This is a genomic window from Mucilaginibacter daejeonensis, assembly GCF_020783335.1.
Classification (GTDB): Bacteria; Bacteroidota; Bacteroidia; order Sphingobacteriales; family Sphingobacteriaceae; genus Mucilaginibacter; species Mucilaginibacter daejeonensis.
The window spans coordinates 290,835-315,314 of record NZ_CP086068.1 but is presented as its reverse complement, the minus strand read 5'-3'; the positions used below and the strand labels follow the sequence as shown (position 1 = coordinate 315,314).

Below are 24,480 nucleotides of genomic sequence, written 5' to 3'. Positions count from 1 at the left end.
GTAAAATTGCGACAGATCATTACAATGATCGCGTGTTACATTTGGATGTTTCCGTGTTACATTTGGTGTTACATTCTGCGTTTTTATTGAAAATTCTGGAAAAAGTTGGGTTTTTACGAATTTCACAACGCCGAAAAGTGGGGAAAGTTGGGGAATGTTGTTACAGCGGTGAAACAGATCCGGCCCCACCCAAACCCTCCCCCGGAGGAAGGGCTTTTAGAATAAGAGCGATCAAGCACCTCCCCACCTGTCATGCCAAGGCATCCCGGCATCTCATCAGGTAAGTGATCACTTGCCAATTAGCGCTAAAGGTCCAAGGGTCCCATGTCATGTCCACACCTTGTAAAACCTGCCACTGCTACTGACCACTACTACTACTCCTAATATCCTACTGCACTGCCACTCAAACACTGCCACTCTTCCCCCTCTGAGTACGGCAGCGGTCGGAGCAGTATTTGACCTCGTCCCATACTTTTTCCCATTTTTTGCGCCAGCTAAAGGGGCGGCCGCAGGTAGCGCATACCTTGGTGGGCAAGTGCTGCTTTTTAACCCCTTTCATGTTTCCAGGCTTTTTTAAGTTGAGCGTAATACGGGTCGGCTTCGGCCTCTTTCCATTTTTCGTAGAACACCGCTGCTGAGCGGCCCTTTTCCTCGTCGCCTGTGCCGCGTTCCAGTTCCTGGTAATTATCGGTCTCGTCGTACTTTTTGCCGCCTTTGTAGTTGGCATAACGGCGGGCGCGGGTGTAGCCCATTTGCAGGTATTTGCGGGCCATGTCGGCACCTACCAGGTCGTTCTGTTGCAGGTACCCGCGGAACAGGGCCATGATCTTGTTGCTGCTTTCGGTGGCTATCTTGGGAGTTTTGAAGCGCCAGTACTGGCCGATCTCGCTTTTGTAAGGCTCGCAGATCAGTACACCTTGCTCGCCCTTGCCCACGCGGTAAAGCTCGGGGTATTGGCGGTAGTCCACATCGGGCCGCCAGGCATAGGTGGTGTGATCAAAATCGAGGTAACTGGGCTTGCGCATCGTTAATAGCTAATGCTATCATAATAGCGGCAGGCCGGTAAAGGTTTGCCCGGCAAACAAAAGGCCCCGGTGTGATCCGGGGCCCTTCATATCAGTTCAAACGTTTGGTGAGTTGCTCCTCTACCCGTTTATATACCTGTAAGGGTTTTAAGGTGCGCCAGGCCAGTTCGTCAAGGTCGCCCCCAAAGTTAATGTAGTAGTCGATGTTGCTTTGCTTGAACTCGCGGATCACGTGATCACGGAAGTTCACACCCGCTATCCAGCCATCCTCCACATCCTCGAACCATTCTTCATAATATGAATCGTCGGATGAATGAAAGTTCAGGATGTTCTCGCCGATCAAAATGAATTTATTGATGCCATTATCGATCATCAGTTCCATGATCTCACGCTTGAGCATCATGATGTCATTGTTGATAGCATCGTTCCACTCACCAATAAATTCAATGATGGTGTAGCCGCGCTCGTAGTCGGCATATAGTACTTTTAAATATAAGGTGTTGGAACCGAACGAGTCCCACTGCGGGTGAAGCAGGTAATTGTACACCTGCTTATCAAATTCGAACTCGTTATATACGGTAGCATAAAATGGCGAATACTCATCTTCTGCCGCAACGTAATCATCCCTCCACTTGTAGTATGGCTCTATCTCATGCATAATTTATACAGGCCTTAAAATGGCAGGCCTTTATGCAAATATACGAGGTTGGGAGTTATCTCTAATCATAACTGTGCCGCTCATAATCATGATCGGCCTGGGTGGTAATGATCTTCTTTCGCTTTTGTATATCGGCATCCACCATGTGGTCAAAGGTGTTGTCGGTCACCACCACTTCACGGTCCTTATCGCGTTCGGCAAAGTGTATGTTAGCCTCGGCCAGTTTGGCTATGGCCACATCGTACGGGCCACGGGCGCTCATGAGTTTCACAAACACCGGTAAGCACTCAAAAAGGATGAACAGGTACCCGATGAACGATTGCGCCAGGTAAGTGTCAAGGTCTTTTGTACCGTCAGACCTGAAGGAGAGTTGCCCCAGTGCCCAGTTACGATCGGCAAAACCGGCAATGTTGGCCAGGCTATCCAGTTGGGCGTTGGTGAACAAGCGCGTGCTGTTCAACCCTTCAAAATCTTTACGCTGGCTCAGATACTGCTCCATGCGGCCCTGATCTTCGGTCACGGTACGCAGGCGGTTCTGCTTCTCCAGCAACACCGCTTCTTTTTGCTTGGCATAGGTGCCGTAACCGGTTATGCCCGATGTTTGATCGTTCTTATCGCCAAATACTTCCTGGTTAAGTTGTACCCGTGAGCGGTTGATGTCGCGCTCTAACGAGTCCTTTTCCTTTTTCAGGTCTTGAAATTTGGCCATCTCCATGGCGTATTTTTGTGCGTAGGTCTTTTCCAGGGTATCGATCTTGCGGTTCTGGCCTTTCAGGTAAGCCTCTTTAAGTTTTCCGCGTATCTCCTTATCAAATATCTTGAGTTCCAGCGGGCGCGATATCACCATACCGATCATGATCGCCAGCAGTATACGTGGCGTGGCCTGCAGGATCTGCTGGTTGGTGGTACCTTGTTTGTTGATGCTGGATACGATGTAGCGGTCCATATTAAAGATGGCCAACCCCCACATGATGCCGAACAGCACCGCGAAGAACGGCGCGGCCGCACTGCCACTGAACACGAAGTACATGGCGTAGCCCCCCGATAAGGCTGCGAACAATGCGGTAAAGAATATAGTGGCCCCGATACCGAAATACCGGTTATGCTCGATAGGATATTTTTTGAGCGTTTCGATATGCGCTCCCGAGCAGAACCAAAAAAAGCGGGTGATCTTATTCATCTATCAGTGAAGATACTATGTTGATGGTACCTGTTGTAACTTAGAACGCCTTAGTGTACTTAATGTTACAATATTTGTACCGAATTAATTTATGTGTTAAAAAACCTACCTTTGGCCTAATATAAAAGCATAACTCCATGAAAGAGATCACTGTAGAAGAGCTGAAAAGCATGAAAGAAAAAGGCGAGGACTTTCAGCTGATAGATGTACGCGAGGACTTTGAGTACCAGATGTCGAACCTTGACGGTGAGAACATACCCTTGGGTGGCATTTTGATCGAGACCGATAAGATCAGTAAAGATAAACCCGTGGTAGTGATGTGCCGCAGCGGCAAACGCAGCGCCATGGCGATCATGCAGTTAGAACAGCAGGGCTTTACCAACCTGTACAACCTGCAGGGCGGCATACTGGCCTGGGCCGATCAGGTAGACCCTACCATTAGCGTGTACTGATCGTATGGGCAAAAAAATGTTACTAAGTGTATTGTATAACATTGGCATATTCATATGCCTGTATACGGTATACTGGGGCTTTACCAACCACCGTTACGACTTTTTGACCGGGGCGGTGATCATAGCCGGTATCTTTATATACCTCAAGGTACAATTGCTGAAAGAAGTAAAAAACACGCAGCGGCCGGTCAAAAAATAGACTGTTCCGCATGATAGCACAAAAGCACCGGACGCTTAACGCCCGGTGCTTTTTTTATATCAATATATGCTTGATAGCTATGCCGCTACCAGCTGTTACTCTAAAGTGATCTGCCTTTTGATCGATTCCTCTAATGATATAAAGGTCTCGGTGCGTTGTATGCCGGGTACGCTCTGGATGTTCTCGTTCAACACCTCGCGCAGGTGGTTGGTATCATGACATACGATCTTGGCAAATATACTCCACTCGCCGGTGGTGTAATGCAGCTCAACGATCTCGTTGATCTCTTTCAGCTTTTTAACGGCCTCGTGGTATTGTGAGCCTTTTTCAAGGTAGATGCCTAAAAATGCGGTCACGTCAAAACCAAGCTTTTGCGGGTTCACCTCTAAGCTGGCGCCTTTGATCACTCCCATTTCCTCTAACTTTTTCATACGTACGTGTATGGTACCGCCTGATACGATAAGGTCTTTAGCGATCTCGGTGTAGGGAGTTGTTGCGTTTTTCATCAGGATAGACAGGATCTGTATATCCAAATTATCAATTTCTAAATTTTGAGCTTTTCTGTGCGGCATAAATTCTTATTAATATATTTATACACAAGGATAATTAAAATTTGAATAAAAATGCAAATATTTTATTGAAATATTTGCAAGAAAATGATGATCGACTTAACTTTGTATCAAGCGGTCGGAAAAATGCCGATCGTTCGTTCTAAAAAACAAAATGTTGGGTGGTGAAATTTTTGGCAGACACACCTCCTTGTCCCGGTGGCGGAGATAATGGGAAACCCTCGGGCTAACCACTCTTTGAAGGTTCGAATCCTTCCCCAACAGCTCTTCTCATAATTTAGGTTTATAATTGGTTAGTAAAAGTCCCCTGCCCATCAGGGGGCTTTGCTGTTTTACGGGGTTTTTATCCCGATGTTTCAATAACCACAAATAACTGAATATCAAATACTTAAAACCATTACTTCTTCTTATTTTCTTGCTTTTTGGCCTGTGCATTTTTTTTAATGTCATTCTAATGCAGGTTTAATGCTGATCCAATTCGGCTGTGATAGTTTTGAATTATCAATATTTCAAGACACACATGAGAGCGTTAGTTAAGGGGGTGAGAGCCCTATTGTTATTCATCATACTTGCAAGTTCGGCAAGCGCTTTCGGGCAAACCGACAGCCTTCGCATCACCTTTAAGGATGCGGAAAAAATGTTCATTCAGAACAACTTCAGCCTGCTTGCCCAAAAATACAATGTTGATGCTGCACAGGCATTAGTAAAACAAGCCAAACTGTGGGACAACCCCGTGCTGGCCACCGATCAGAACATCACCGACGTAAGCGGCAAATACTTTCAACATAACAGCAACACCGGGCAGATCTTTGTTCAGTTGAGCCAGCTGATCCAAACCGCCGGCAAACGTGGTAAACAGGTGAAGATCGCCGAGGACGGCACCCGCATACAACAGGCCGCCTTTGATGACCTGCTGCGTAACCTGCGTTACAACCTGCAACTGGATATGGCCCAGGTGGCCAACCTGATCGCCCAGCGCCAAGTATACGCGGTAGAGATCGCTTCGGCCAAAAATTTGGTCAGCGCGTCAGACAAGGCTTACCAGTCAGGTAACACCTCCTTAAAGGACCTGGTACGTTTAAAGGCCTTGTTATTTGGCCTGCAAAATGAGATGGTTGACAATGAGCGCCAGTTAAACCAGCTGCAAACTGAGCTAAAGACCATACTGGCCGTTAAGGAATCGCAGTACATCGTTCCGCAGATCGCGGTGATCCCTCCGGGTGAAGTGCCGCTTGACCCGAGATCGTTAGCTGATCAGGCGCTTACCAACCGCGCCGATTACTTAGGCAACCGCTATACATTAGATCAAAACAACCATAACCTGGACCTGCAAAAAGCGCTGGCCGTGCCCGACATTACCGTGGGTGCCGCTTTTGACCAACGCAGCAGTTATGCCAACAACTACGTGGGCTTACAGATCAGTGCTCCGCTGCCGTTCTTTAACCGCAACCAGGGCAACATCAAGTCGGCCAGGTTACAGGCGCAAGGCCAGGAATTAGTGGTGAAGAACAACGAGCTGCAGGTACGTAATGATGTATATGAGGCCGTTGCCCAATACAAACTGAGCCAGCAGTTACTGAACAAGAACGAGATCGATTTTTACGAGCGTTACGATCAGATCTTTAATGCCATGATGAAGAGCTTCCAGCAACGCCAGATCAGCCTGCCCGAGTTCATCGACTTTTTTGACTCCTATAAAGAGACCAAGATCAAGATCATACAACAGCAGCTTAATCTGCAAAAAGCCATTGCCGATCTTAACTACGCCGTAGGCACTAACGTAGTGGCGGAGAAATAAATCAACAGCTAACCAAGAACACACCCCAATAAAGCATTTCAAAATGAGAATTAAAGCAATATACCTGGTAATGGCCGCCGTGGTGGCGCTTGCCTCGTGCGAAGAGAAAAAGACCGGCACCATGGAAAGCAAGCAGGTTTGCGTGAGCGACTCGCTGGCTAAAATGATCGAGGTGGATACCGCCCGCGAATCGGCTATGAAGAATGAGCTGAACCTTACCGGTGAGGTATCTTTCGATGAGAACAATGTGGTAAAAGTATTCCCTTTTGCCAGCGGCCAAGTCATGAAGGTGAACGTATCATTAGGTGATAAGGTTACCGCAGGCCAGGTACTGGCCGTTATACGCAGCGCCGATGTGGCCGGCAACTACTCCGACCTGACATCGGCCAAAGCCGATCTGGCCATCAGCAAACGCCAGTTGCAACAAGCCGAATACCTGTACAAAAATGGTATATCGAGCGAGCGTGATTACACCGAAGCTAAAGAGAACTATAATAAAGCCGTAGCTGCTGATAACAAGCTGCGCGAACAGATCGCCATAAACGGGGGCGGTAACACCAATGCAGCCGGGACGCTGGTGGTAAAAGCCCCTCGTAGTGGCTACATCGTTGAAAAGAACATCACCTCGGGTAACTACATCCGTCCTGATAATGGTAGCAGCATGTTCACCATATCTGACATGAAGGATGTTTGGATCAAGGCCAACGTATTTGAGTCTGACATTGCCAAGGTGCGCGTAGGCTACACTGCCCACATCACCACACTGGCTTACCCTGGCAAAGTGTTCACCGGTAAGGTCGATAATGTGGGTTCGGTACTGGACTCAGACAGCAAGGTACTGACCGTACGTATATCACTTCCTAACCCTGATATGCTGCTAAAACCAGAGATGTTCACCAACGTGATGGTGAGCAACAACGAGGCCGCACAAGCCGTGGCCATTCCGGCAGGCGCAGTGGTTTTTGATAGTGGTAAGAACTATGTGGTGATCTACCGCGACAAGTGCAACCTGAGCGTGCGCGAAGTGAATGTGATCAAATCGGTGGAGGATACCACTTATGTAGCGGCTGGCATTAAGCCGGGCGAAAGGGTGATCTCGAAAAATCAGCTGCTGTTATACAACGCCCTTGTTGGCGATTGATCAAGCTGATCGTAATACTTTTCCCTAATTACAACGAACGATGTTACCTGACCAGCAGGCCCGCGCCTGCCAAGCTTTACGATAATGAATAAGCTCATTAAAAATATAATATACTTCTCACTCCGCCACCGGGCAATGGTATTCTTCATGACAGGAGTACTGGCCATCTTAGGAGTATGGAGCTACCTGAATACCCCCATCGAGACCTTTCCTGATGTGACCAATACCCAGATCATCATCATTGCGCAATGGCCCGGCCACAGCGCCGAGGAAATGGAGAAACTGGTGACCATCCCAATGGAGACCGTGCTCAACTCGGTACAAAAGAAATCGAACCTGCGTACCACCTCATCCTTTGGCCTGTCGTACGTGCGTATCATTTTTGATGATGATGTTGACGACTCCTTTGCCCGCCAACAGGTAATGAGCCGCATCATCAACGCCGAACTTCCTGATGGAGTTAAGCCGGAGATAGAGCCTCCATATGGACCCACCGGCGAGATCTTCCGCTACACGCTAAAGAGCCGCACCAAATCATTGCACGAGCTTACCGCCATTCAGGATTGGGTGCTTGATCGCCAGTTCAAATCTATCCCCGGCGTTGCCGACGTGAACAGCTTTGGTGGCGAAGAAAAGACCTACGAGGTAAGTGTTAACCCGTCATTACTTCAAAAATATGGCCTTACCTCGCTTGATGTGTACAATGCCGTTAACCGCAGCAACATCAACGTAGGTGGCGATGTGATCGAGAAGAACGACCAGGCCTTTGTGGTACGTGGTATAGGCCTGATCAACAACATCAGCGAGCTGGAGAACGTGATCATCAAGAACGTGAACAACGTACCGATCCTGACCAAGAACGTTGCCCAGATCAAAGAGAGCGGGCTGCCACGCTTAGGACAGGTAGGCCGCGACAAAAAGAACGACGTGATCGAGGGTATAGTGGTGATGCGTAAAGGTGAGAACCCGGCCGACGTGCTGCAACGCATCCGCGCCAAGGTCGATGACCTGAACAATAATGTGTTGCCTAAGGATGTCAAAATATCGACCTTTTACGACCGTACTAACCTGATCGATTTTTGTACCGAGACCGTACTGCATAACCTTTTTGAAGGTATCATACTGGTGACCGTGATCGTGTTCCTCTTCATGGCCGACTGGCGCACCACTGTTACCGTGGCCATCATCATTCCGCTGGCACTGTTGTTCGCCTTTATCTGCCTTAAGTTGAAAGGCATGAGTGCCAACCTGCTCTCTATGGGTGCTGTCGATTTCGGTATCATCATAGATGGAGCGGTGGTGATGGTTGAAGGGATCTTTGTGGCGCTTGACCATAAGGCGCACGAGGTAGGCATGGAGAAATTCAACAAACTGGCCAAGTTGGGCCTGTTCAAGAATGTGGGCGCCGAAATGGGCAAGGCCATCTTCTTCTCCAAGCTGATCATCCTGACCTGCCTGGTGCCGATCTTCGCTTTCCAAAAGGTGGAAGGTAAAATGTTCTCGCCGCTGGCTTACACTCTGGGTTTTGCCTTGCTTGGTGCGCTATTGTTCACTTTGACACTGGTGCCTGCCCTATCGAGCATCCTGCTGCGTAAGAATGTGAAAGAGAAACACAACCCGGTGGTGATCTTTTTCGAGAACGGTATCCGCCGCATGTTCAATTTCACTTACCGTAACCAAAAGCTGAGTCTGATCGTGTCGATCGCGTTCATGACCCTCACCTTTATCTCGGCCAAGTTCCTGGGTACGGAGTTCCTGCCGCAACTGAACGAAGGCGCCTTATGGGTGACCGCTCAGTTGCCAATGAGCACCTCGCTCGAAAGTTCGGTAGATGTGACCAACAAGATGCGCGACATCCTGATGAGCTTCCCTGAAGTGAAACAAACGCTATCGCAAGTGGGCCGTACCAACGACGGTACCGACCCTAAAGGTTTCTTTAATGTGCAGATCCAGGTGGACCTGTTGCCTAAGAAACAGTGGAAACGCCACATTACCCAGGAGCAGCTGATCGCCCAGATGGATAAAAAACTGAGCCAGTTCCCGGGCATCATCTACAACTACTCGCAACCGATCATTGATAACGTGGCCGAGGCCGTTGCCGGTGTACCTGCATCTATGGCCGTTAAGATATTTGGCCCCGACTTTAATGTGCTTGATCAAAAGGCCAACGCCGTGATGGCTGTACTCAAGAACATCAACGGTGTGGAAGACCTTGGCGTACTGCGCAACCTGGGCCAGCCTGAATTCAGGATCGAGCTCGACCAAAAGAAAATGGCCCGCTATGGCGTGGCTACTGCCGATGCCAACGCCGTGATCGAGATGGCTATAGGCGGTAAAGCAGCCTCACAACTGTACGAGGGTGAGCGCAAGTTCGACATCCGTATCCGTTACGGTAAAGAATACCGCGATACCCAGGACAAGATCGAGAACCTGATGGTACCTACGCTGACCGGTTCCAAGATATCGATAAAAGAGATATCCAACATCAAGAAGATCACAGGCCCGGCCTTTATCTTCCGTGATAACAACAGCCGCTACATCGCCGTCAAATTTTCGGTACGTGGCCGCGACCTGGGCAGCACCATTGCTGAGGCTCAGCAAAAAGTGGGCAAGGCCGTTAAGCTTGACCAGGGCTACACCTTTACCTGGAACGGTGAATTTGAGAACCAGATCCGTGCATCCAACACTTTGGCTCACGTAGTGCCGATCTGTTTGGTGGTGATCTTCCTGATCCTGTTCGTGACCTTTGGCAACGCCAAGGATGCCATACTGGTGATCATGAACGTACCATTTGCCCTCATTGGCGGTATACTGGCCCTGCACATCACCGGCACCAACTTCAGTATATCGGCCGGTATAGGTTTCATTGCCTTGTTCGGAGTGTGTATACAAAACGGGGTGATCCTGGTATCAGTGTTCAAAAAGAACCTGGAAGACGGCATGCACCTGGAAGATGCCATATTGCAAGGCGTGATCTCGAGGGTACGCCCGGTGGTGATGACCGCTCTGATGGCCGCCATTGGTTTGATGCCGGCAGCGATATCTACAGGTATCGGTTCTGAAACTCAAAAGCCATTGGCCATAGTAGTGATCGGCGGACTGGTGACCGCCACCATATTGACCTTACTGATATTACCTATCATATACACCATGATCTATAAGCTGACCCACAGAAGGGCCAATCGTAAACTGCTTAGAAAGATCGGTGCAATAAGTTCTTAACCATAGTAATATGGTTTTGGTTGAGTGTGTTTTTGTTGATAACGGGGGACCGGCGAGCGGTGCCCCGTTTTTTGTTGTAATGAATTTGAAGGACAGTTCGCTTAACAGACTTGATTTGAAGCCCTAAGCAGAGATGGCTTCGTACCTCACCATGAAGGTGAAGATGGGCGGATCAATCACCTTGCATGAGAGATGCTGATAGCCATCAGCATGACCTGGTTTTTGAGGCTGTGGATATCCTGTGCAGAGATGGCTTCGTGCCTCGCCATGACGGTAGGTTTATGGATGTTTGCGGTAAAGAGGGGGCTGACGGCAGCGAGGAGAAGCACAGACCTAACGCCAACGTCCTCTCGCGGCATCAGGAATGTTGCGGGTAGCACAAACCCAACTACAAGCACAGCAATGAGTAGCAACAGGACGTAGCCGCAAGTTTTCTTTTTGGTACCTTTTTCTTTTGTATAAAAGAAAAAGTACATCCACAAGTAGTGTTAAACTCACTTTACCTGTCCTAACAGGGCACAAGAAGAAGTACCAGCACAGCACAACTTTGTGAATTTCCATGATAGATGCTGATAGTCATCAGCATGACTTGATCTTGGAGTGGGCATATCCTCCACCACGTCATGGCTTCGTGCCTCGCCATGACGGCAGGGATATGGGTGGACCGATCGCCTTGCTTGAGAGATGGTGATAGCCATCAGCATGACTTGGTGTTTGGGGCTGTGAATATCCTGTGCAGAGATAGCTTCGTGCCTCGCCATGACGTGGTGATCAATAACCTTACTTAACGCTCTCTGACCCGCAAAAAAGTATAATGATCTGCCTTCAGATCACGTTCCAACTATAGGCGTGGCCTTTGCAATTACACTTGTTTATTTTAAAAATATCATACCTTTACTCATATAATTATCTCTGAAAATGGAAGACAATAAATTTGATCACCAATACAGTAACATCATTCAGTTAGAAGAGGCCGGCTCATCACGTACATTCATTTCCAATGTATTTATGTGGATGTTCGTGGCTCTGGGCATATCGGGCGTATTCGCATACCTGTTCGCTACCAATGCGGAGCTGCTGGGTATGATCGTGAACCTGACCACCGGTAAGTTGACCGGCTTTGGTACCGTTACCATCTTCGCTCCACTGGCCTTTGTACTGGTCATGAACTTTGGTTTGAACCGCATATCATACCCGGTATTAGTGGTATTGTTCCTGGCCTATGCTTCGTTAATGGGCATCAGCCTGAGCTTTATCCTGCTGGCGTACACTTCGGGATCGGTATTTGGTGTATTTGTTACGGCTGCTGCCGTATTCGCGCTAATGGCAATAGCTGGTTACACCACTAACACCGATCTTACCAAATTTGGTTCATTAATGGTGATGGGCCTGATAGGCCTCGTTATCGCATCGGTCGTGAACATGTTCCTGGTGAGTGATGAGTTGAGCAAGATCATCAGCTACGTAGGCGTGGCCGTGTTTGTGGGCCTTACCGCTTACAAGGTACAAATGCTGAAACGCATTGGCACCGGTGTAGAGATGGGCCAGGCTGAAGGCAAAAAGCTGGCGCTGATGGGCGCGATGTCACTCTACATCACCTTTATCAACCTGTTCCTGTCGCTGCTGCGCATATTTGGCCGCCGCAGGTAATTATCAGGGCACTTACTTGAAAACTTACAAGCAGCCAATGGCCGGGCAACTGTTGCCTGATCATTGGCTGCTTTGATCTGCTACCTACTTGAACACATCTATCTACATCGCCAAGCGCTACCTGTTCTCCAGGAAAAAGATGCATGCCATCAACATCATCTCGGGCATATCTATGCTGGGGGTATTTGTGGGCAGCGCTGCGCTCATCGTCATCTTGTCGGTGTTCAACGGGTTCGAGAAGGTGATCCTGGCCTTGTATAACAAATTCACGCCGGAGTTGAAGATCGAGCCGGCGCAAAGCAAAACGTTCGACCCTAACACACCCTACTTTAAACAGCTCCGTAACGACCCGAGCATTTTCTCGTATACGCAGGCGTTGCAGGAAAAGGCCCTTATCCGCTACGGTGACCGCCAGTTCATTGGTACGGTGCGCGGCGTGAGCGATGATTTTTTGAAGAACAAGCAGCTTGACAGCACCATCCAGAACGGCTCGTTCACGCTTAAGGTGAATGATATGCCTTACGCCGTGATCGGTGCCACCGTGCAGAACAGCTTGGGCGTTAACATCAATGATCAGCTATCATCGTTGCAGATCTATTCGCCCAAAAAGAAAGAGGTAAGCACCGTTAACCCGGCAGATAATTTTGTACATCAGCCGATCAACGTATCGGGCATCTTTTCGATACAGCAGGATTTTGACGACATCATTGTCACCCCGCTATCCTTTGCCCGTTTACTGCTTGATGAACCCGAGGAGGTCTCCTCTATCGAGATCAATTTTAAACCGGGCACACGTGTAGCCAATATTCAAAAACAGATCGAGGATAAGCTGGGCGAAAAGTTCCTGGTGAAAGACCGTTATCAACAAAATACCGAGCTATACAAAACGTTGAATTATGAACGCTGGTTCACTTTTTTGATCCTCACGTTCGTACTCATCATCGCTATATTCAACATTATTGGCTCGCTCACCATGCTGGTGATGGATAAGCGTAAGGACATTGCTGTACTGACCAGCCTGGGCGCCGGAAGGCCGCTTATACAAGGCATCTTCTTTTTTGAGGGGATGATGATCGCCATTACGGGCTGCGTGGCAGGTATCATCGTAGGGGTGATCTTTTGTTTGTTGCAGCAGCAGTTCGGCCTTATCAAAATGGGTGGCCAGCTAATGGTGATCGATGCTTATCCGGTTAACATGAAATTTACCGACCTGATCCTGGTATTTTTGACCGTTACGGGCATATCGGTGATCGCATCGGGCATCAGCGCAAGGTTAAGTGTAAAAGGATTGGACGAAATTAAACAGGATCTGTAAATTTGCAAGATGCGGTATAGGCTAATGATATTAGGGGCGGTCTTGATCGCGGTCATCTCTTCTTGCTGGGACAAGAAGAAAGATGAACCGGTGGTGTATAAAGGCCTGTACAGCTTTGGCCCCGAGGTAAGATCGTTCAAGAACTGCGACGATACGCACGAATACTGGGTAGCCGACAGCTCGGCCCAACTCGAACTACAGTACTCGCAACTCAACTTCGAAAAGCCCTACGAGCCCGTGTACATTGAGGTGGAAGGCCACAAGGTACGCTCAGGCACTGACGGTATGGGATCGGAGTACGATAGCACACTGGTAGTGAAGAAAGTACTGAAAATAACCAAGGAGATACCGCAGGACCTCTGCAACTAAGGTAAAAGCACTACCGGTAAAAGGCGGAGAGGGCGTAAATAAAACAGCACCCGCAGGTGAAACCAAACCCATCCCTGATCCTTTTACCATTGACCTTTTCACCTGAACTAACCCCATTTGATCTGAGAATCATGGAATCGAAACGTCAACAAAAATTTGCCGGTGTACTGCAACAGGACCTGGCCGCTATATTTCAGCGTGAGGGTATGAATTACCTGCCCAACACCCTGGTGACCATTACCAAGGTACGGGTAACGCCTGATCTGGCCATAGCCCGCATTTACCTGAGCTTTTTTAACAATACCGATACGCAAAAAAGTCTGCAGACAGTACGCTCACACGCGGCCGAGATCCGCTATAAATTAGGTGCTCGCATTAAAGATCAGGTAAGGGTGATCCCGCAACTGGAGTTCTTTGTGGATGATACCAACGAGTACGTGGAGCGCATGGACAAACTGTTCGATAAGATCAGCAAAGAGCCACGCCAGCCCGACGAAGAATAAGCCATTCAAGTGCCCCGAATGGATAAGCACCAGCAACTGGCGGCTTACATAGCCGGTAACCCACAGGCGGTAAGTGATGTGATAGATATCGATCGCCAAAACGACCGCCTGCTGCTTTTCAACTTTACGGCCACCAATACCTCGCTCGATGCGGATACCGTTGCCGACACGCCAGCCTTTGCCCGCTGGGTAGAGAATGAATTACAAAACCGTCAGTGTCGTTACGGTATTGGCGGTTATATGGAGCACCGCACCTTATATGCCCGTAGCGCACTGTTCGATACTCCGGGCCAGGAACCGCGCCGGCTCCACTTAGGCACCGATATATGGGGGCCTGCCCTCACACCGGTATACGCCCCGCTCAGCGGCCGCATACACAGCTTTCAAAATAATGACCACTTTGGCGACTACGGCCCCACCATCATCCTCGAGCATGACCTGGATGGACTTGTCTTGTACAGTTTGTACGGCCACTTGAGCGCTCAAAGTCTGGCCGACTTGGTGGTAGGTCAAGCCATTCGACGAGGCCAGCAGATCGCCACCTTTGGCCATATGGACGAGAACGGTAGCTGGCCACCGCATCTTCATTTCCAACTGATGTTCGATATGCAGGGCTGCGCGGGCGACTATCCCGGCGTTTGCCGATATGCCGAAAAGGACCTTTATCAACATAACGTCCCTGACCCCGAGATCATCCTTCGGTTGAACACTGCAACTATACGCTAAGTTATCTGTTAAACTCCTAACGTTAGCTTAGGATGAGTATGAACAGGTTTGGATATATGCTTGCGGCCATGTGCTGCTGGATCATGACGGCGCAGGCACAGCCTGTATTTAAAGGGGGAGCAGCAGCATTGGATCAGTTCATTGCCAGCAAGATCATTTACCCCGATTTTGCCAGCGCCAACTGCATAGCGGCCGATATCAAAGTCAGTTTTGTGGTGAACAAGGCCGGCAAAGTGACCGAGGCCAAAGTGACCCAAGGCCCGGGCATCGACTTGGACGAGGAAGCCGTGAGGGTGATCAAACTTACCTCGGGTAAATGGACCATGCCTTCCGGGTATGACCACCCGGTACGTTTGGTACTGCCCATCCGCTTCAGGCCTGATCAGGCCCGCTGCCAGAACCGCCAGGGACCGATGATGAGCATGCAAGAGGCCATTGCCGCCTACCAAAAACGCCAGGAACTGGAGAACGCCGTGACCAACTACTACATCAATAAATACAAGGGCACCGCCGATTCGCAGAAGGAAGGCACCATACTGGCCCTCAAGACACAGTTAGGCTTTGACGAAGAACTCTACAAAGAACTCCTGGACCGGGCCGACCAAAAGTACAAACAAGGCGACACCGAGGGCGCCTGTAAAGACTGGAACTTCATCAAGAACACCGGCAGCGATATGGCCGATAGCTTTATTGCAAAGTATTGTAAGTGATGTTATTTACCAAAAAGGTAATTGATACCAACACCCAATGACCTGTTGCTTATGGAGTAGTTCACATACCTGGTCATTGATGCCTTAGGAGAATACAAAGCAGAGATCTCAACCCGCTTATTCAATGTAACACCTGCACGGAACAAGAAGTTAATAACAAATTTCTCATAATCATAAACGTTATTGATAGTTGACACAGCCTTAGAAGAAGCGTTCTCGACCACCAGGTCATTTTTACTGTTGATCAGATAGTTAAGTCCAAAGCCTCCGCCTATGTGCACCTTGAACTTCTCTGCATTATACAGGTTGAGAAACATCTGCGGCGAGAGACTAATGATGGATTGCCCCAGTTTGTAGCTATAATTGAAAGATCCGACCGTTTTTACAATAGTTGGTCTGGCCATAGCCACTGCAAGTTCGGTTCTGAAATAAGTCCGCTGCACGAACTTATTCAAGAAGAAATCCATGCCGCCTGATATACGAGGCAGATAGGTATGACCTGGTATGCCGACAAAGTCATTTTGGTCATTGAACTCAGTGGTTATACGGTTAGCCATTACGCCTACAAAAAATCGCTTTCCGAAAGTTGATGCGGTGACAGCACGGTCATCATGGTTAATGTGTTTAAGGATCTTCCGGATCTCATCTTCATCATACTGCGACCGCTCTATATTGGTCATTACCTTATCGTCTGCTACCTGATATTGTGCACAATATGACCGTAAGGTATTGGTGTAAAGCCCTACTTTTTCCACACTCCTTCCGTCCATTCCATAGTATTCGTAGTATTTTAGCTCGGTGGGTAACTCATTTTTGTTCTTTATGAAAAGCCTTGTCTTAAAATCTCTGTGCTTGAGGAGGCTTAATGGCACCCCCTTGTAAACCACCTGTAAGAACACAGTATCCATTCTGGTGGTAGTATCCAGGCCTGATGGCAGATCTGGGAAATGGGTCTTGTCCATGCTCAATGGACCGCGATAAGTAACATAACTATCCATTCCGGTCACCTCAAAAGCCTGTAGTGCGGCTGCTCCATAGGTGGTCGGGGTAGCGTCTACAGCCGAGCTTTTGAACTCGATGACTAGCGGCGACCTGTTCCATTCACGGTAATTGATGAATCCTCTTATGCTATCACCGTTAGCCTTGATGATATACCCTGGCTTATAGTTGGATTGTGCGTGTACGGTAAGGGCTAAAAAAAGAGTACATAGCCAAAGCTTGAATATTTTCATTTGTTGATAAGGAATAGCGTCCCGAAGATAACTACTCCTTATCAAATGTTAAAATATGGCTTGTGCTATTCTTTTGGTAGGTTCAGGGTTGCCCATGGTATAAAAGTGTAGTACGGGTACGCCAAAGTCCACCAGCTCTTTGCACTGGTTGACCATCCACTCGATGCCTACTTCTTTTACTTGTTTGTCGTCTTTGCAGGCATTCACCGCATCGCAAAGATCCTCGGGTATATCGATGTGGAAGATCTTGGGCAGGTTGATCAGCTGCTTGGCCGTGGTGATCGGTTTGAGTCCGGGTATGATGGGTACGTTAATATCGTTCTCGCGGCAAAGGTTAACGAATTGCTTGTACTTACTCACGTCGAAGAACATTTGGGTCACGATAAAATCGGCGCCGCCATCGATCTTTTGTTTGAGGTACTTGAAGTCGCTTTTCAGGTTGGGGGCTTCAAAGTGCTTTTCGGGATACGCGGCCACGCCCACGCAAAAATCGGTCTTGTAGGAAGAATCCTGATATTCGTGCAGGTAGATGCCGTTATTCATGTTCACCACCTGCTCCAACAGTTCGGTAGCATAGCAGTGACCACCTGGGGTAGGGATGAAACCGGGGTCGGTCTTACGGGCATCGCCGCGCAACACCAGCACGTTATCGATGCCTAAAAATTGCAGGTCGATAAGCGCATACTCCGTTTCTTCCTTGGTAAAACCACCGCAGATCAGGTGCGGCACGGTATCTACATTGTACTTATGCTTGATGGCCGCGCATACCGCCACGGTTCCCGGGCGTTTGCGGTACGTGGCTTTCTGAATATTGCCGTTGGGTAATTCTTTGTAAAAAAGGTCCTCGCGTGAGGAGGTCACATCAATGAACGGCGGCTTGAACTCCATCAGCGGATCGATCGCTTTGTAGATGCCATCCATGCTCTGCCCCTTCATCGGCGGAAGCAATTCAAAAGAAAATAAGGTCTTGCCGTTAGCGTTGGCTATATGTTGAGTGATCTTCATGTTAGTATCAAGTATTTAGTATCAAGTAGCAAGATTCTTCTGCAAGCCACTTAACATTTTTTGGACTTCTGTGATCTTACTTGTAAGGCTTAAAAGCTGCCCATCGGAGATGTAATTAAATTCTTTAGCAAGGATGATGTGAGTCTCCAATTCGAACGCAGAACCTAACGAAACTGACAGAAATTGAGAGAACTCTTTAGCTGAACGTCTTCCACAACCTTCGGCGATATTGGATGGTATCGAGACCGCGGCCCGTGTCATTTGCGATATCAAGCCAAAGCGTTCGTCGGTCGGAAAGTTCCGGGTTAGCTCGAATACGATCTTACTTACCTCTATTCCAGCCTTCCAAACTTTAAGTTCCTTGAAATTATGCATGTCTTGATACCTGATACTAACTACTTGCTACTTTCCTAATAATTCAAATTCGGTCCTAACCAGCGTTCTACGGTCTCTACCGACATGTTCTTGCGGTGGGCGTAGTCCTCGATCTGATCTTTGCCGATCTTGCCTAAACCAAAGTAGCGCGACTGCGGGTGAGCGAAATAGAAGCCGCTTACGGATGCCGTTGGCAACATGGCCATGCTTTCGGTCAGGTGCATATGTGCGTTATCTTCGGCCTTCAACAAATCAAATAGCGTCACCTTTTCGGTATGTTCCGGACAAGCCGGATAGCCCGGTGCCGGGCGAATGCCTTGGTATTGCTCTTTGATCAGCTCCTCGTTGCTCAGTTGCTCATCGTGGGCGTAACCCCAGTATTGGCGACGTACCAGTTCGTGCATCTTTTCGGCAAAGGCCTCGGCCAAACGGTCGGCAATAGCCTTCACCATGATGCTATTGTAATCGTCGTGGTCGGCCTCGTACTGGGCTACCAATTCATCGCAGCCCAAACCGGTGGTCACGGCAAAGCCGCCGAAATGATCGGCAATACCACTTTCTTTAGGCGCTATAAAGTCGGCCAAAGCATAGTGCGGTTCGCCTTTGGCCTTTTCGGCTTGCTGGCGCAAGGTGTGGATGCGGGTAAGCAGTTGAGTGCGGCTTTCGTCGGTATAAAGTTCAATATCGTCGCCCACGCTGTTGGCCGGCCAAAAGCCGATCACCCCATTGGCCTGCAGCAGGTTCTCGCTGATCACTTTGTTCAGCATCTCCTGTGCATCATCGAACAGCTTACGTGCCTCAACGCCTACGTTCTTGTCATCAAATATCTTGGGGTAACTGCCACGCAGCTCCCAGGTATGAAAGAATGGGGTCCAGTCGATATAAGGCACCAATTCCTTTAACGGAAAGGCTTCAAAAACTTTTGTTCCGGTGACGGTCGGCTTTGGCGCGACCGTGCTGAGGTCGATCTGATAGCGTAGCGCGCGTGCTTCTTCGAGGCTCAGGAAACGTTTGTCAGACCGCTTGTTCAAATGCGCTTCGCGGGCCTTTTCGTATTCGGACTTGATACCGTTGATGTATTCGTCGCGCGTGGCTTTGTTCATGAGCGCACTGCACACGGTCACACTGCGCGAGGCATCCAGTACGTGTATGGCGGCGCCAGAATAATTAGGGGCGATCTTCACCGCAGCGTGAATGCGCGAGGTAGTGGCCCCACCCACGATCAGCGGCATGGTGAAACCTTCCCGCTCCATCTCCTTGGCAAAATGCACCATCTCATCTAATGATGGAGTGATGAGCCCACTTAGGCCAATGATATCGACGTTTTGTTTCTTCGCTTCTTCAATGATGCGTTGTGCAGGCACCATCACGCCAAGGTCAATGATCTCGAAGTTGTTACAGGCCAGTACCACGCCTACAATGTTCTTACCAATATCGTGCACATCTCCCTTAACGGTGGCCAACAACACTTTACCGGCATTGCTGCGTTCGCCAGGTGTGGCGTTCTTTGCTTTTTCGGCCTCAATGTAAGGCAGCAAATAAGCTACCGCCTTTTTCATTACCCTGGCCGATTTTACCACTTGGGGCAGGAACATCTTACCGGCGCCGAACAGGTCGCCCACGATGTTCATGCCGTCCATCAGCGGACCCTCGATCACCTCGAGCGGGCGCGCATATTGCTGGCGGGCCTCTTCTACGTCAGAATCGATATATTCAACGATGCCTTTTACCAACGCGTGCGACAGGCGCTTTTGCACCGGCTCGTTACGCCAGGCCTCATCCTTCACGATCTCTTTACCCTTGGCTTTCACCGTTTCGGCGAACTCTACCAAACGCTCGGTAGCATCGGGACGGCGGTTCAGCAGCACGTCCTCTACCCTTTCGAGTAGGTCTTTTGGTATCTCCTCATAAACCTCCAGCATACCGGCATTCACGATGCCCATATCCATACCGGCTTGGATGGCATGGTATAAAAAGGCCGAGTGCATGGCCTCGCGTACCACGTTATTACCGCGGAACGAAAAAGAGATATTACTTACCCCACCGCTCACCTTGGCATGCGGAAGGTTCTGTTTGATCCAGCGCGTAGCCTCAATAAAGTCTACCGCATAATTGTTATGTTCTTCCAGACCGGTAGCCACGGTCAGGATGTTAGGGTCAAAAATGATATCCTGCGGAGGGAAACCGATCTCGTTCACCAGTATATCGTAAGAGCGCTTGCAGATCTCGATCCGGCGTTCGTAATTGTCGGCCTGGCCTTGTTCGTCAAAAGCCATCACCACGGTGGCAGCACCGTAGCTTAAGATCTTGCGGGCATGTTCCTTAAATTTTTCTTCGCCCTCTTTAAGCGAAATAGAGTTAACGATACCCTTACCCTGCAAGCATTTTAACCCGGCCTCGATCACCGTCCATTTAGATGAATCGACCATGATGGGCAATTTGGCGATATCAGGTTCAGAGGCCACCAGGTTCAGGAACTTGACCATCACCGCCTCCGAATCGATCATACCTTCGTCCATATTGATATCGATCACCTGCGCACCGCCCTCTACCTGCTGGCGGGCAACGGTAAGTGCTTCCTCATAATTTTCGGCCAGTATCAGTTTCGAGAATTTGGGCGACCCGGTTATGTTGGTACGCTCGCCCACGTTCACAAAGTTGGTAAGCGGCGTAATATTGATCGCCTCCAAGCCACTCAGGCGCATGTAGCTTTCAACCTCCGGCAACTGGCGGGGTGGGTATTTAGCCGCTTTATCGGCAATGCACTTGATGTGATCGGGCGTGGTACCGCAGCAACCGCCAACGATGTTCACGATGCCAGCCTTGATAAAATCATCTACCTGGTGGGCAGTTTCATGCGGGGTCTCATCATAAGCGCCAAATTCGTTAGGTAATCCTGCGTTGGGATAAGCGGAGATATATACATCAGCTTTGTTGGATAGTTCCTCCAAATAAGGACGCATCTCACGGGCGCCTAAGGCGCAGTTCAACCCCACCGATAAAAGGTTGGCATGACGTATCGAGTTCCAGAATGCCTCTACCGTTTGGCCTGAAAGGGTACGACCCGACGCATCGGTAATGGTACCCGATATCATGATCGGCAGATTCTTGCCGCTTTCTTCGGCATATCGTTGTGCAGCAAATAATGCTGCTTTGGCGTTCAGGGTATCAAAAATGGTCTCGATGAGCAACAGGTGTGAGCCGCCATCCACCAGGCCGCGGATCTGCTCATAATAAGCTTCGGCCAGGTCATCAAAAGTAACGGCACGGTAACCCGGATCGTTCACATCGGGCGATAGCGACGACGTACGGTTAGTAGGGCCTACCGCACCGGCCACAAAGCGCGGTTTTTCCGGGTTCTTTTTGGTATAGATGTCGGCCACTTCGCGGGCCAGGCGCGCACCTTCAAAGCTCAGCTCGTAGCCCAGCTCCTCCATATGGTAGTCGGCCAGTGATATGCGCTGGGTACTAAAGGTATTCGTCTCGATGATATCAGCACCGGCATCCAGATACTCGGCATGGATGGCCTTGATGACATCCGGGCGAGTGATATTGAGCAGGTCGTTATTCCCTTTCAGATCGCTCGGGTGATCCTTAAAACGCTCCCCTCTAAAATCCTCTTCGGTGAGCTGATAGCGCTGTATCATGGTACCCATGGCGCCATCGATCACCAGTATGCGTTTCTGTAATTGTTCTCTAATGTCCATTGAAGTAACAAGTAGTTAGTATAAAGTATCAAGACAGTGTACTACTGTTGCTTTCAAGTATCGCATGCTCTTGATACGAGATACTTGATACCAGATACTAAAACAGCTTATATCGAAAGGCCATGGAGGTTTGGAGTTCTCATTGACTCTCGCTTATCCGTCTTGAAACCTGTCAGTTGGCGGTCTCAAGTAGAATGTAGCACCTTGTAAGCACAGGTTGCTAAGACTTCGCAGGGTCCAATCCCTCCGTCTTTCTCTATAAGCGGTACAAATTTGCAAAATACGCCGATGATTTGCAAATGAGCAGGCAGCCTTATTTACCTCCTTGTGCGTTGATGCGAACGGTGTTTGGGTTGCTGATCGGCGATATGATCTTAGAAGAAAGGATTCGTCTCTTTCTCGCGGCCAATGGTGGTCTCGGGACCGTGGCCTGGGTAAACCACCAGCTCATCGGGCAATATGAACAGCTTTTGCTGGATGTTAGTAAGTAATTGCTGATGGTTGCCGCCCGGGAGGTCGGTGCGGCCAATGCTGCCTCTGAAAAGCACATCACCACCGATCACGATACCATTTTGCACATCATAAAAGCACAAGTGTGCAGGTGAATGACCCGGAGCAAAGATCAGCTCCAAGGTGGTATTGCCAAAGCTTATGCTACCGCTCTCGGGCAAATAGGTATCAGGCAAGGGCGATAACTCATACCTCAGGCCCGACTGCTGCGACCATACCGGCATGGCCTCTAGAACCACCAGTTCGCCTTTGTGGAACTGCGGCTTTAACCCATACTGATCAAATACGAACTTATTGCCCAGCACATGGTCGATGTGGCAGTGAGTATTGAGCAGCAGTACCGGCTTTAAGCCTTCGGCCTTAATGAAGTTGACCACCGCATCCTGCTCGGCAGCGGTATACATACCCGGATCGATGATGGCACATTCGCCGGTCTCGTCATATAACAGATAAGTATTTTCCTGGTACGGATTGTTTAAAAATGCTTTGATGGTAGCCATGGCCCAAAGGTAAAGCTTTTATGATCGCTTTATAAAACCGGATATTTCCGGCTTTTGCTGGTTAAATGTCCATCAATTCTTTCTTTTTCTTGCTCTTTAACCTTTTGGGGATAAAATGCAGGATCTCGGTCTTGAGGGCCTCTATCATGCGGCGTTTTAAAAAATTACGCTGGATCACGATGCTTACCTCACGTGCCGGCTCGGGCGAGCGGAAGTAACGGATACGGTCGAGCTGTTTATCGCTCAGGTCGTCAAGGGCCAACTCAGGTAAAATGGTGGCACCATTATTTTGGTCTACCATGCGCTTTAGGGTATCCACACTACCGGTGTTGTATTCAAAGTGCTGAAAGCCCTTAGTGCTTTTACGGCGTTGGCAAATGTTCAACACCTGCTCGCGCATGCAATGACCTTCGTCAAGTACCCATAATTCTTCTACATCTATATCCTCAGGACTGATGTTCTTTTGCTTGTGCAGCTTACTGCTTTTGGATACATAAGCCACAAAATTTTCGTAGAATACCGGTATCTCGGTCAGGCCGCTTTCGTGCAATGGTGTCGATAAGATGCCGCAATCGATCGTGCTTAATTTGAGCTGCTGAATGATGTTCTCGGTGGTTTGTTCCCACACCACCAATTTGACCTGCGGGTACTGCTCTACAAAACGGCTGATGATGCGCGGTAACAGGTATGGCGCTATGGTAGGGATGATCCCGATACGTAACTCCCCCGAAAGTTCGGTTTGCCGGTCGGTCACGATCTCTTTGATCTTATAGCTTTCGGCCAGCATGACCCGGGCCTGGGCAATGATCTCGGTACCCACCTCGGTAGGAACGATGGGCTGACGCGTGCGGTCAAATATCTTTACGCCCAGCATGTCTTCCAGCTTTTGAACCTGCATGCTCAGGGTGGGCTGCGTCACAAAACACTTTTCGGCAGCTAATACAAAGCTTTTATAAGTATCAACAGCAACGATGTATTCCAGTTGGGTAATGGTCATTTTGGCCTATAGTATATCTCTATGGCAAATATAACAATTGATCGATAACGATTATAAAGCATTTTCTGGCCACAAAAAAGCCCCTTGTTGAGGGGCTTAAGAGGTTTAGGCTGTCTGATATTTTTGCATCTCTTCCAACTCATCGGCACTTGGGCCATAGCTGCCAGGGATAGGTATGTTAAGCAGACGCAGGTAAACACCCATTTGCGCACGATGATGGATCATTTGTGCGAGCACGATACGTATCATCTCGTACTTGGTGCACACCATGATGATGTGCTCGCCGTTTTGCAGGGTCCAGGTCTCGGTCAGCACTTCTTCAGTGGTCTTTCCCAGTTGGGCAATGCCATCGGCCAGTGAGCGTTCAAAGTAATCGAGCAGGCCGGCGGTGTTCTCAAATTCTTCCTCTTTCCACTCGCCGGTGGCAAAGTCAAGGCCGGGGCTGTTCACCGTCATACCGATCCAGTTACCCAGATCAGCTATATGGGCGGCCAAACGGCGCACGGTCATGCTTTTAGGGTGAGGTTGCCAGTCGTGATCTTCGTTAGGGATGCGCTCCAGCATTTTACGGGTGTTATTGCCTTCGTTGGTCAACTCTTTCAAAAGTGCTTCGATAATGTTCATGGTTTCTTTGTTT

Annotated in this window: 24 protein-coding genes, 1 tRNA gene and 1 riboswitch; of the genes, 12 read left to right on the top strand and 13 right to left on the bottom strand. The window is 49.1% G+C overall.

Features of this window, described 5'->3' with window-relative positions; genetic code table 11:
• Window positions 1–403 precede the first annotated feature (403 nt).
• The 4 genes from LLH06_RS01420 to LLH06_RS01405 all read right to left on the bottom strand — a co-directional run bounded on the left by LLH06_RS01420 (window position 404) and on the right by LLH06_RS01405 (window position 2,863).
• Window positions 404–559: a DUF2256 domain-containing protein gene (locus LLH06_RS01420; protein WP_228171459.1), complete on the bottom strand. Its 156-nt coding sequence runs from the start codon at window positions 557–559 to the stop codon at window positions 404–406.
• The gene (locus LLH06_RS01415; protein WP_228171457.1) at window positions 546–1,025 is read right to left on the bottom strand and encodes a DUF4385 domain-containing protein; all 480 of its coding nucleotides are present in this window, start codon (window positions 1,023–1,025) and stop codon (window positions 546–548) included. The genes LLH06_RS01420 and LLH06_RS01415 overlap by 14 nt, the downstream gene beginning before the upstream one ends.
• A 91-nt stretch (window positions 1,026–1,116) precedes the next feature.
• Window positions 1,117–1,683, bottom strand: coding sequence for a hypothetical protein (locus tag LLH06_RS01410; protein ID WP_228171455.1), 567 nt, complete (start codon window positions 1,681–1,683; stop codon window positions 1,117–1,119).
• Window positions 1,684–1,744: 61 nt separating this feature from the next.
• Window positions 1,745–2,863: a DUF4407 domain-containing protein gene (locus tag LLH06_RS01405; protein WP_228171453.1), complete on the bottom strand. Its 1,119-nt coding sequence runs from the start codon at window positions 2,861–2,863 to the stop codon at window positions 1,745–1,747.
• 137 nt (window positions 2,864–3,000) lie between these two features.
• On the opposite strand from LLH06_RS01405, the gene LLH06_RS01400 reads away from it, so the two are divergent.
• Together LLH06_RS01400 and LLH06_RS01395 are read left to right on the top strand one after the other, a co-directional pair.
• Complete coding sequence (locus LLH06_RS01400) at window positions 3,001–3,315, top strand: rhodanese-like domain-containing protein (RefSeq protein WP_228171452.1); 315 nt, start codon at window positions 3,001–3,003, stop codon at window positions 3,313–3,315.
• A gap of 4 nt (window positions 3,316–3,319) precedes the next feature.
• Window positions 3,320–3,514 carry a DUF6358 family protein gene (locus LLH06_RS01395; protein ID WP_228171451.1) on the top strand — a complete coding sequence of 65 codons (195 nt, stop codon included), beginning with the start codon at window positions 3,320–3,322 and terminating at the stop codon, window positions 3,512–3,514.
• A gap of 95 nt (window positions 3,515–3,609) precedes the next feature.
• On the opposite strand, the gene LLH06_RS01390 is transcribed toward LLH06_RS01395, so the two are convergent.
• The gene (locus LLH06_RS01390) at window positions 3,610–4,086 is read right to left on the bottom strand and encodes an Lrp/AsnC ligand binding domain-containing protein (protein ID WP_228171450.1); all 477 of its coding nucleotides are present in this window, start codon (window positions 4,084–4,086) and stop codon (window positions 3,610–3,612) included.
• A 152-nt stretch (window positions 4,087–4,238) separates the two neighbouring features.
• Between LLH06_RS01390 and LLH06_RS01385 the strand changes: the two genes are divergently transcribed.
• The 4 genes from LLH06_RS01385 (at window position 4,239) to LLH06_RS01370 (ending at window position 10,244) form a co-directional block, all read left to right on the top strand.
• Window positions 4,239–4,347 (top strand) — tRNA-Asp (locus LLH06_RS01385).
• A 256-nt stretch (window positions 4,348–4,603) separates the two neighbouring features.
• The gene (locus LLH06_RS01380; protein WP_228171448.1) at window positions 4,604–5,881 is read left to right on the top strand and encodes a TolC family protein; all 1,278 of its coding nucleotides are present in this window, start codon (window positions 4,604–4,606) and stop codon (window positions 5,879–5,881) included.
• Between the two features lie 43 nt (window positions 5,882–5,924).
• Window positions 5,925–7,022, top strand: coding sequence for an efflux RND transporter periplasmic adaptor subunit (locus tag LLH06_RS01375; protein WP_228171447.1), 1,098 nt, complete (start codon window positions 5,925–5,927; stop codon window positions 7,020–7,022).
• A gap of 84 nt (window positions 7,023–7,106) precedes the next feature.
• Window positions 7,107–10,244 carry an efflux RND transporter permease subunit gene (locus LLH06_RS01370; RefSeq protein ID WP_228171446.1) on the top strand — a complete coding sequence of 1,046 codons (3,138 nt, stop codon included), beginning with the start codon at window positions 7,107–7,109 and terminating at the stop codon, window positions 10,242–10,244.
• 176 nt (window positions 10,245–10,420) lie between these two features.
• On the opposite strand, the gene LLH06_RS01365 is transcribed toward LLH06_RS01370, so the two are convergent.
• Window positions 10,421–10,720, bottom strand: coding sequence for a hypothetical protein (locus tag LLH06_RS01365; RefSeq protein ID WP_228171445.1), 300 nt, complete (start codon window positions 10,718–10,720; stop codon window positions 10,421–10,423).
• Window positions 10,721–11,162: 442 nt separating this feature from the next.
• Between LLH06_RS01365 and LLH06_RS01360 the strand changes: the two genes are divergently transcribed.
• From LLH06_RS01360 to LLH06_RS01335, 6 genes are all read left to right on the top strand, one after another.
• Window positions 11,163–11,894, top strand: coding sequence for a Bax inhibitor-1/YccA family protein (locus LLH06_RS01360; protein WP_228171443.1), 732 nt, complete (start codon window positions 11,163–11,165; stop codon window positions 11,892–11,894).
• Between the two features lie 88 nt (window positions 11,895–11,982).
• Window positions 11,983–13,209 carry an ABC transporter permease gene (locus LLH06_RS01355; RefSeq protein WP_228171442.1) on the top strand — a complete coding sequence of 409 codons (1,227 nt, stop codon included), beginning with the start codon at window positions 11,983–11,985 and terminating at the stop codon, window positions 13,207–13,209.
• 9 nt (window positions 13,210–13,218) lie between these two features.
• Window positions 13,219–13,578: a hypothetical protein gene (locus LLH06_RS01350; RefSeq protein WP_228171441.1), complete on the top strand. Its 360-nt coding sequence runs from the start codon at window positions 13,219–13,221 to the stop codon at window positions 13,576–13,578.
• A gap of 131 nt (window positions 13,579–13,709) precedes the next feature.
• Window positions 13,710–14,081 (top strand): 30S ribosome-binding factor RbfA, encoded by a 372-nt coding sequence (gene rbfA, locus LLH06_RS01345; protein ID WP_228171440.1) that lies wholly within the window; start codon window positions 13,710–13,712, stop codon window positions 14,079–14,081.
• An 18-nt stretch (window positions 14,082–14,099) separates the two neighbouring features.
• Complete coding sequence (locus LLH06_RS01340; RefSeq protein ID WP_228171439.1) at window positions 14,100–14,807, top strand: peptidoglycan DD-metalloendopeptidase family protein; 708 nt, start codon at window positions 14,100–14,102, stop codon at window positions 14,805–14,807.
• 38 nt (window positions 14,808–14,845) lie between these two features.
• The gene (locus LLH06_RS01335; RefSeq protein ID WP_228171438.1) at window positions 14,846–15,517 is read left to right on the top strand and encodes an energy transducer TonB family protein; all 672 of its coding nucleotides are present in this window, start codon (window positions 14,846–14,848) and stop codon (window positions 15,515–15,517) included.
• Between the two features lie 2 nt (window positions 15,518–15,519).
• On the opposite strand, the gene LLH06_RS01330 is transcribed toward LLH06_RS01335, so the two are convergent.
• The 7 genes from LLH06_RS01330 to LLH06_RS01300 all read right to left on the bottom strand — a co-directional run bounded on the left by LLH06_RS01330 (window position 15,520) and on the right by LLH06_RS01300 (window position 24,467).
• Entirely contained in the window at window positions 15,520–16,749 is a 1,230-nt protein-coding gene (locus tag LLH06_RS01330; protein ID WP_228171437.1) for a hypothetical protein, read from the bottom strand.
• A gap of 48 nt (window positions 16,750–16,797) precedes the next feature.
• Window positions 16,798–17,754, bottom strand: a complete 957-nt coding sequence (metF, locus tag LLH06_RS01325) for a methylenetetrahydrofolate reductase [NAD(P)H] (RefSeq protein ID WP_228171436.1) — start codon at window positions 17,752–17,754, stop codon at window positions 16,798–16,800.
• A gap of 21 nt (window positions 17,755–17,775) precedes the next feature.
• Complete coding sequence (locus LLH06_RS01320; protein WP_228171435.1) at window positions 17,776–18,129, bottom strand: four helix bundle protein; 354 nt, start codon at window positions 18,127–18,129, stop codon at window positions 17,776–17,778.
• A 35-nt stretch (window positions 18,130–18,164) separates the two neighbouring features.
• Window positions 18,165–21,836, bottom strand: a complete 3,672-nt coding sequence (gene metH, locus LLH06_RS01315; protein WP_228171433.1) for a methionine synthase — start codon at window positions 21,834–21,836, stop codon at window positions 18,165–18,167.
• A 150-nt stretch (window positions 21,837–21,986) separates the two neighbouring features.
• Window positions 21,987–22,101: riboswitch (SAM riboswitch) on the bottom strand.
• A gap of 109 nt (window positions 22,102–22,210) precedes the next feature.
• Window positions 22,211–22,846: an MBL fold metallo-hydrolase gene (locus LLH06_RS01310; protein WP_228171432.1), complete on the bottom strand. Its 636-nt coding sequence runs from the start codon at window positions 22,844–22,846 to the stop codon at window positions 22,211–22,213.
• 61 nt (window positions 22,847–22,907) lie between these two features.
• Window positions 22,908–23,843 carry a hydrogen peroxide-inducible genes activator gene (locus LLH06_RS01305; RefSeq protein ID WP_228171431.1) on the bottom strand — a complete coding sequence of 312 codons (936 nt, stop codon included), beginning with the start codon at window positions 23,841–23,843 and terminating at the stop codon, window positions 22,908–22,910.
• Window positions 23,844–23,948: 105 nt separating this feature from the next.
• Window positions 23,949–24,467: a DinB family protein gene (locus LLH06_RS01300; RefSeq protein ID WP_228171430.1), complete on the bottom strand. Its 519-nt coding sequence runs from the start codon at window positions 24,465–24,467 to the stop codon at window positions 23,949–23,951.
• Window positions 24,468–24,480: the final 13 nt, after the last annotated feature.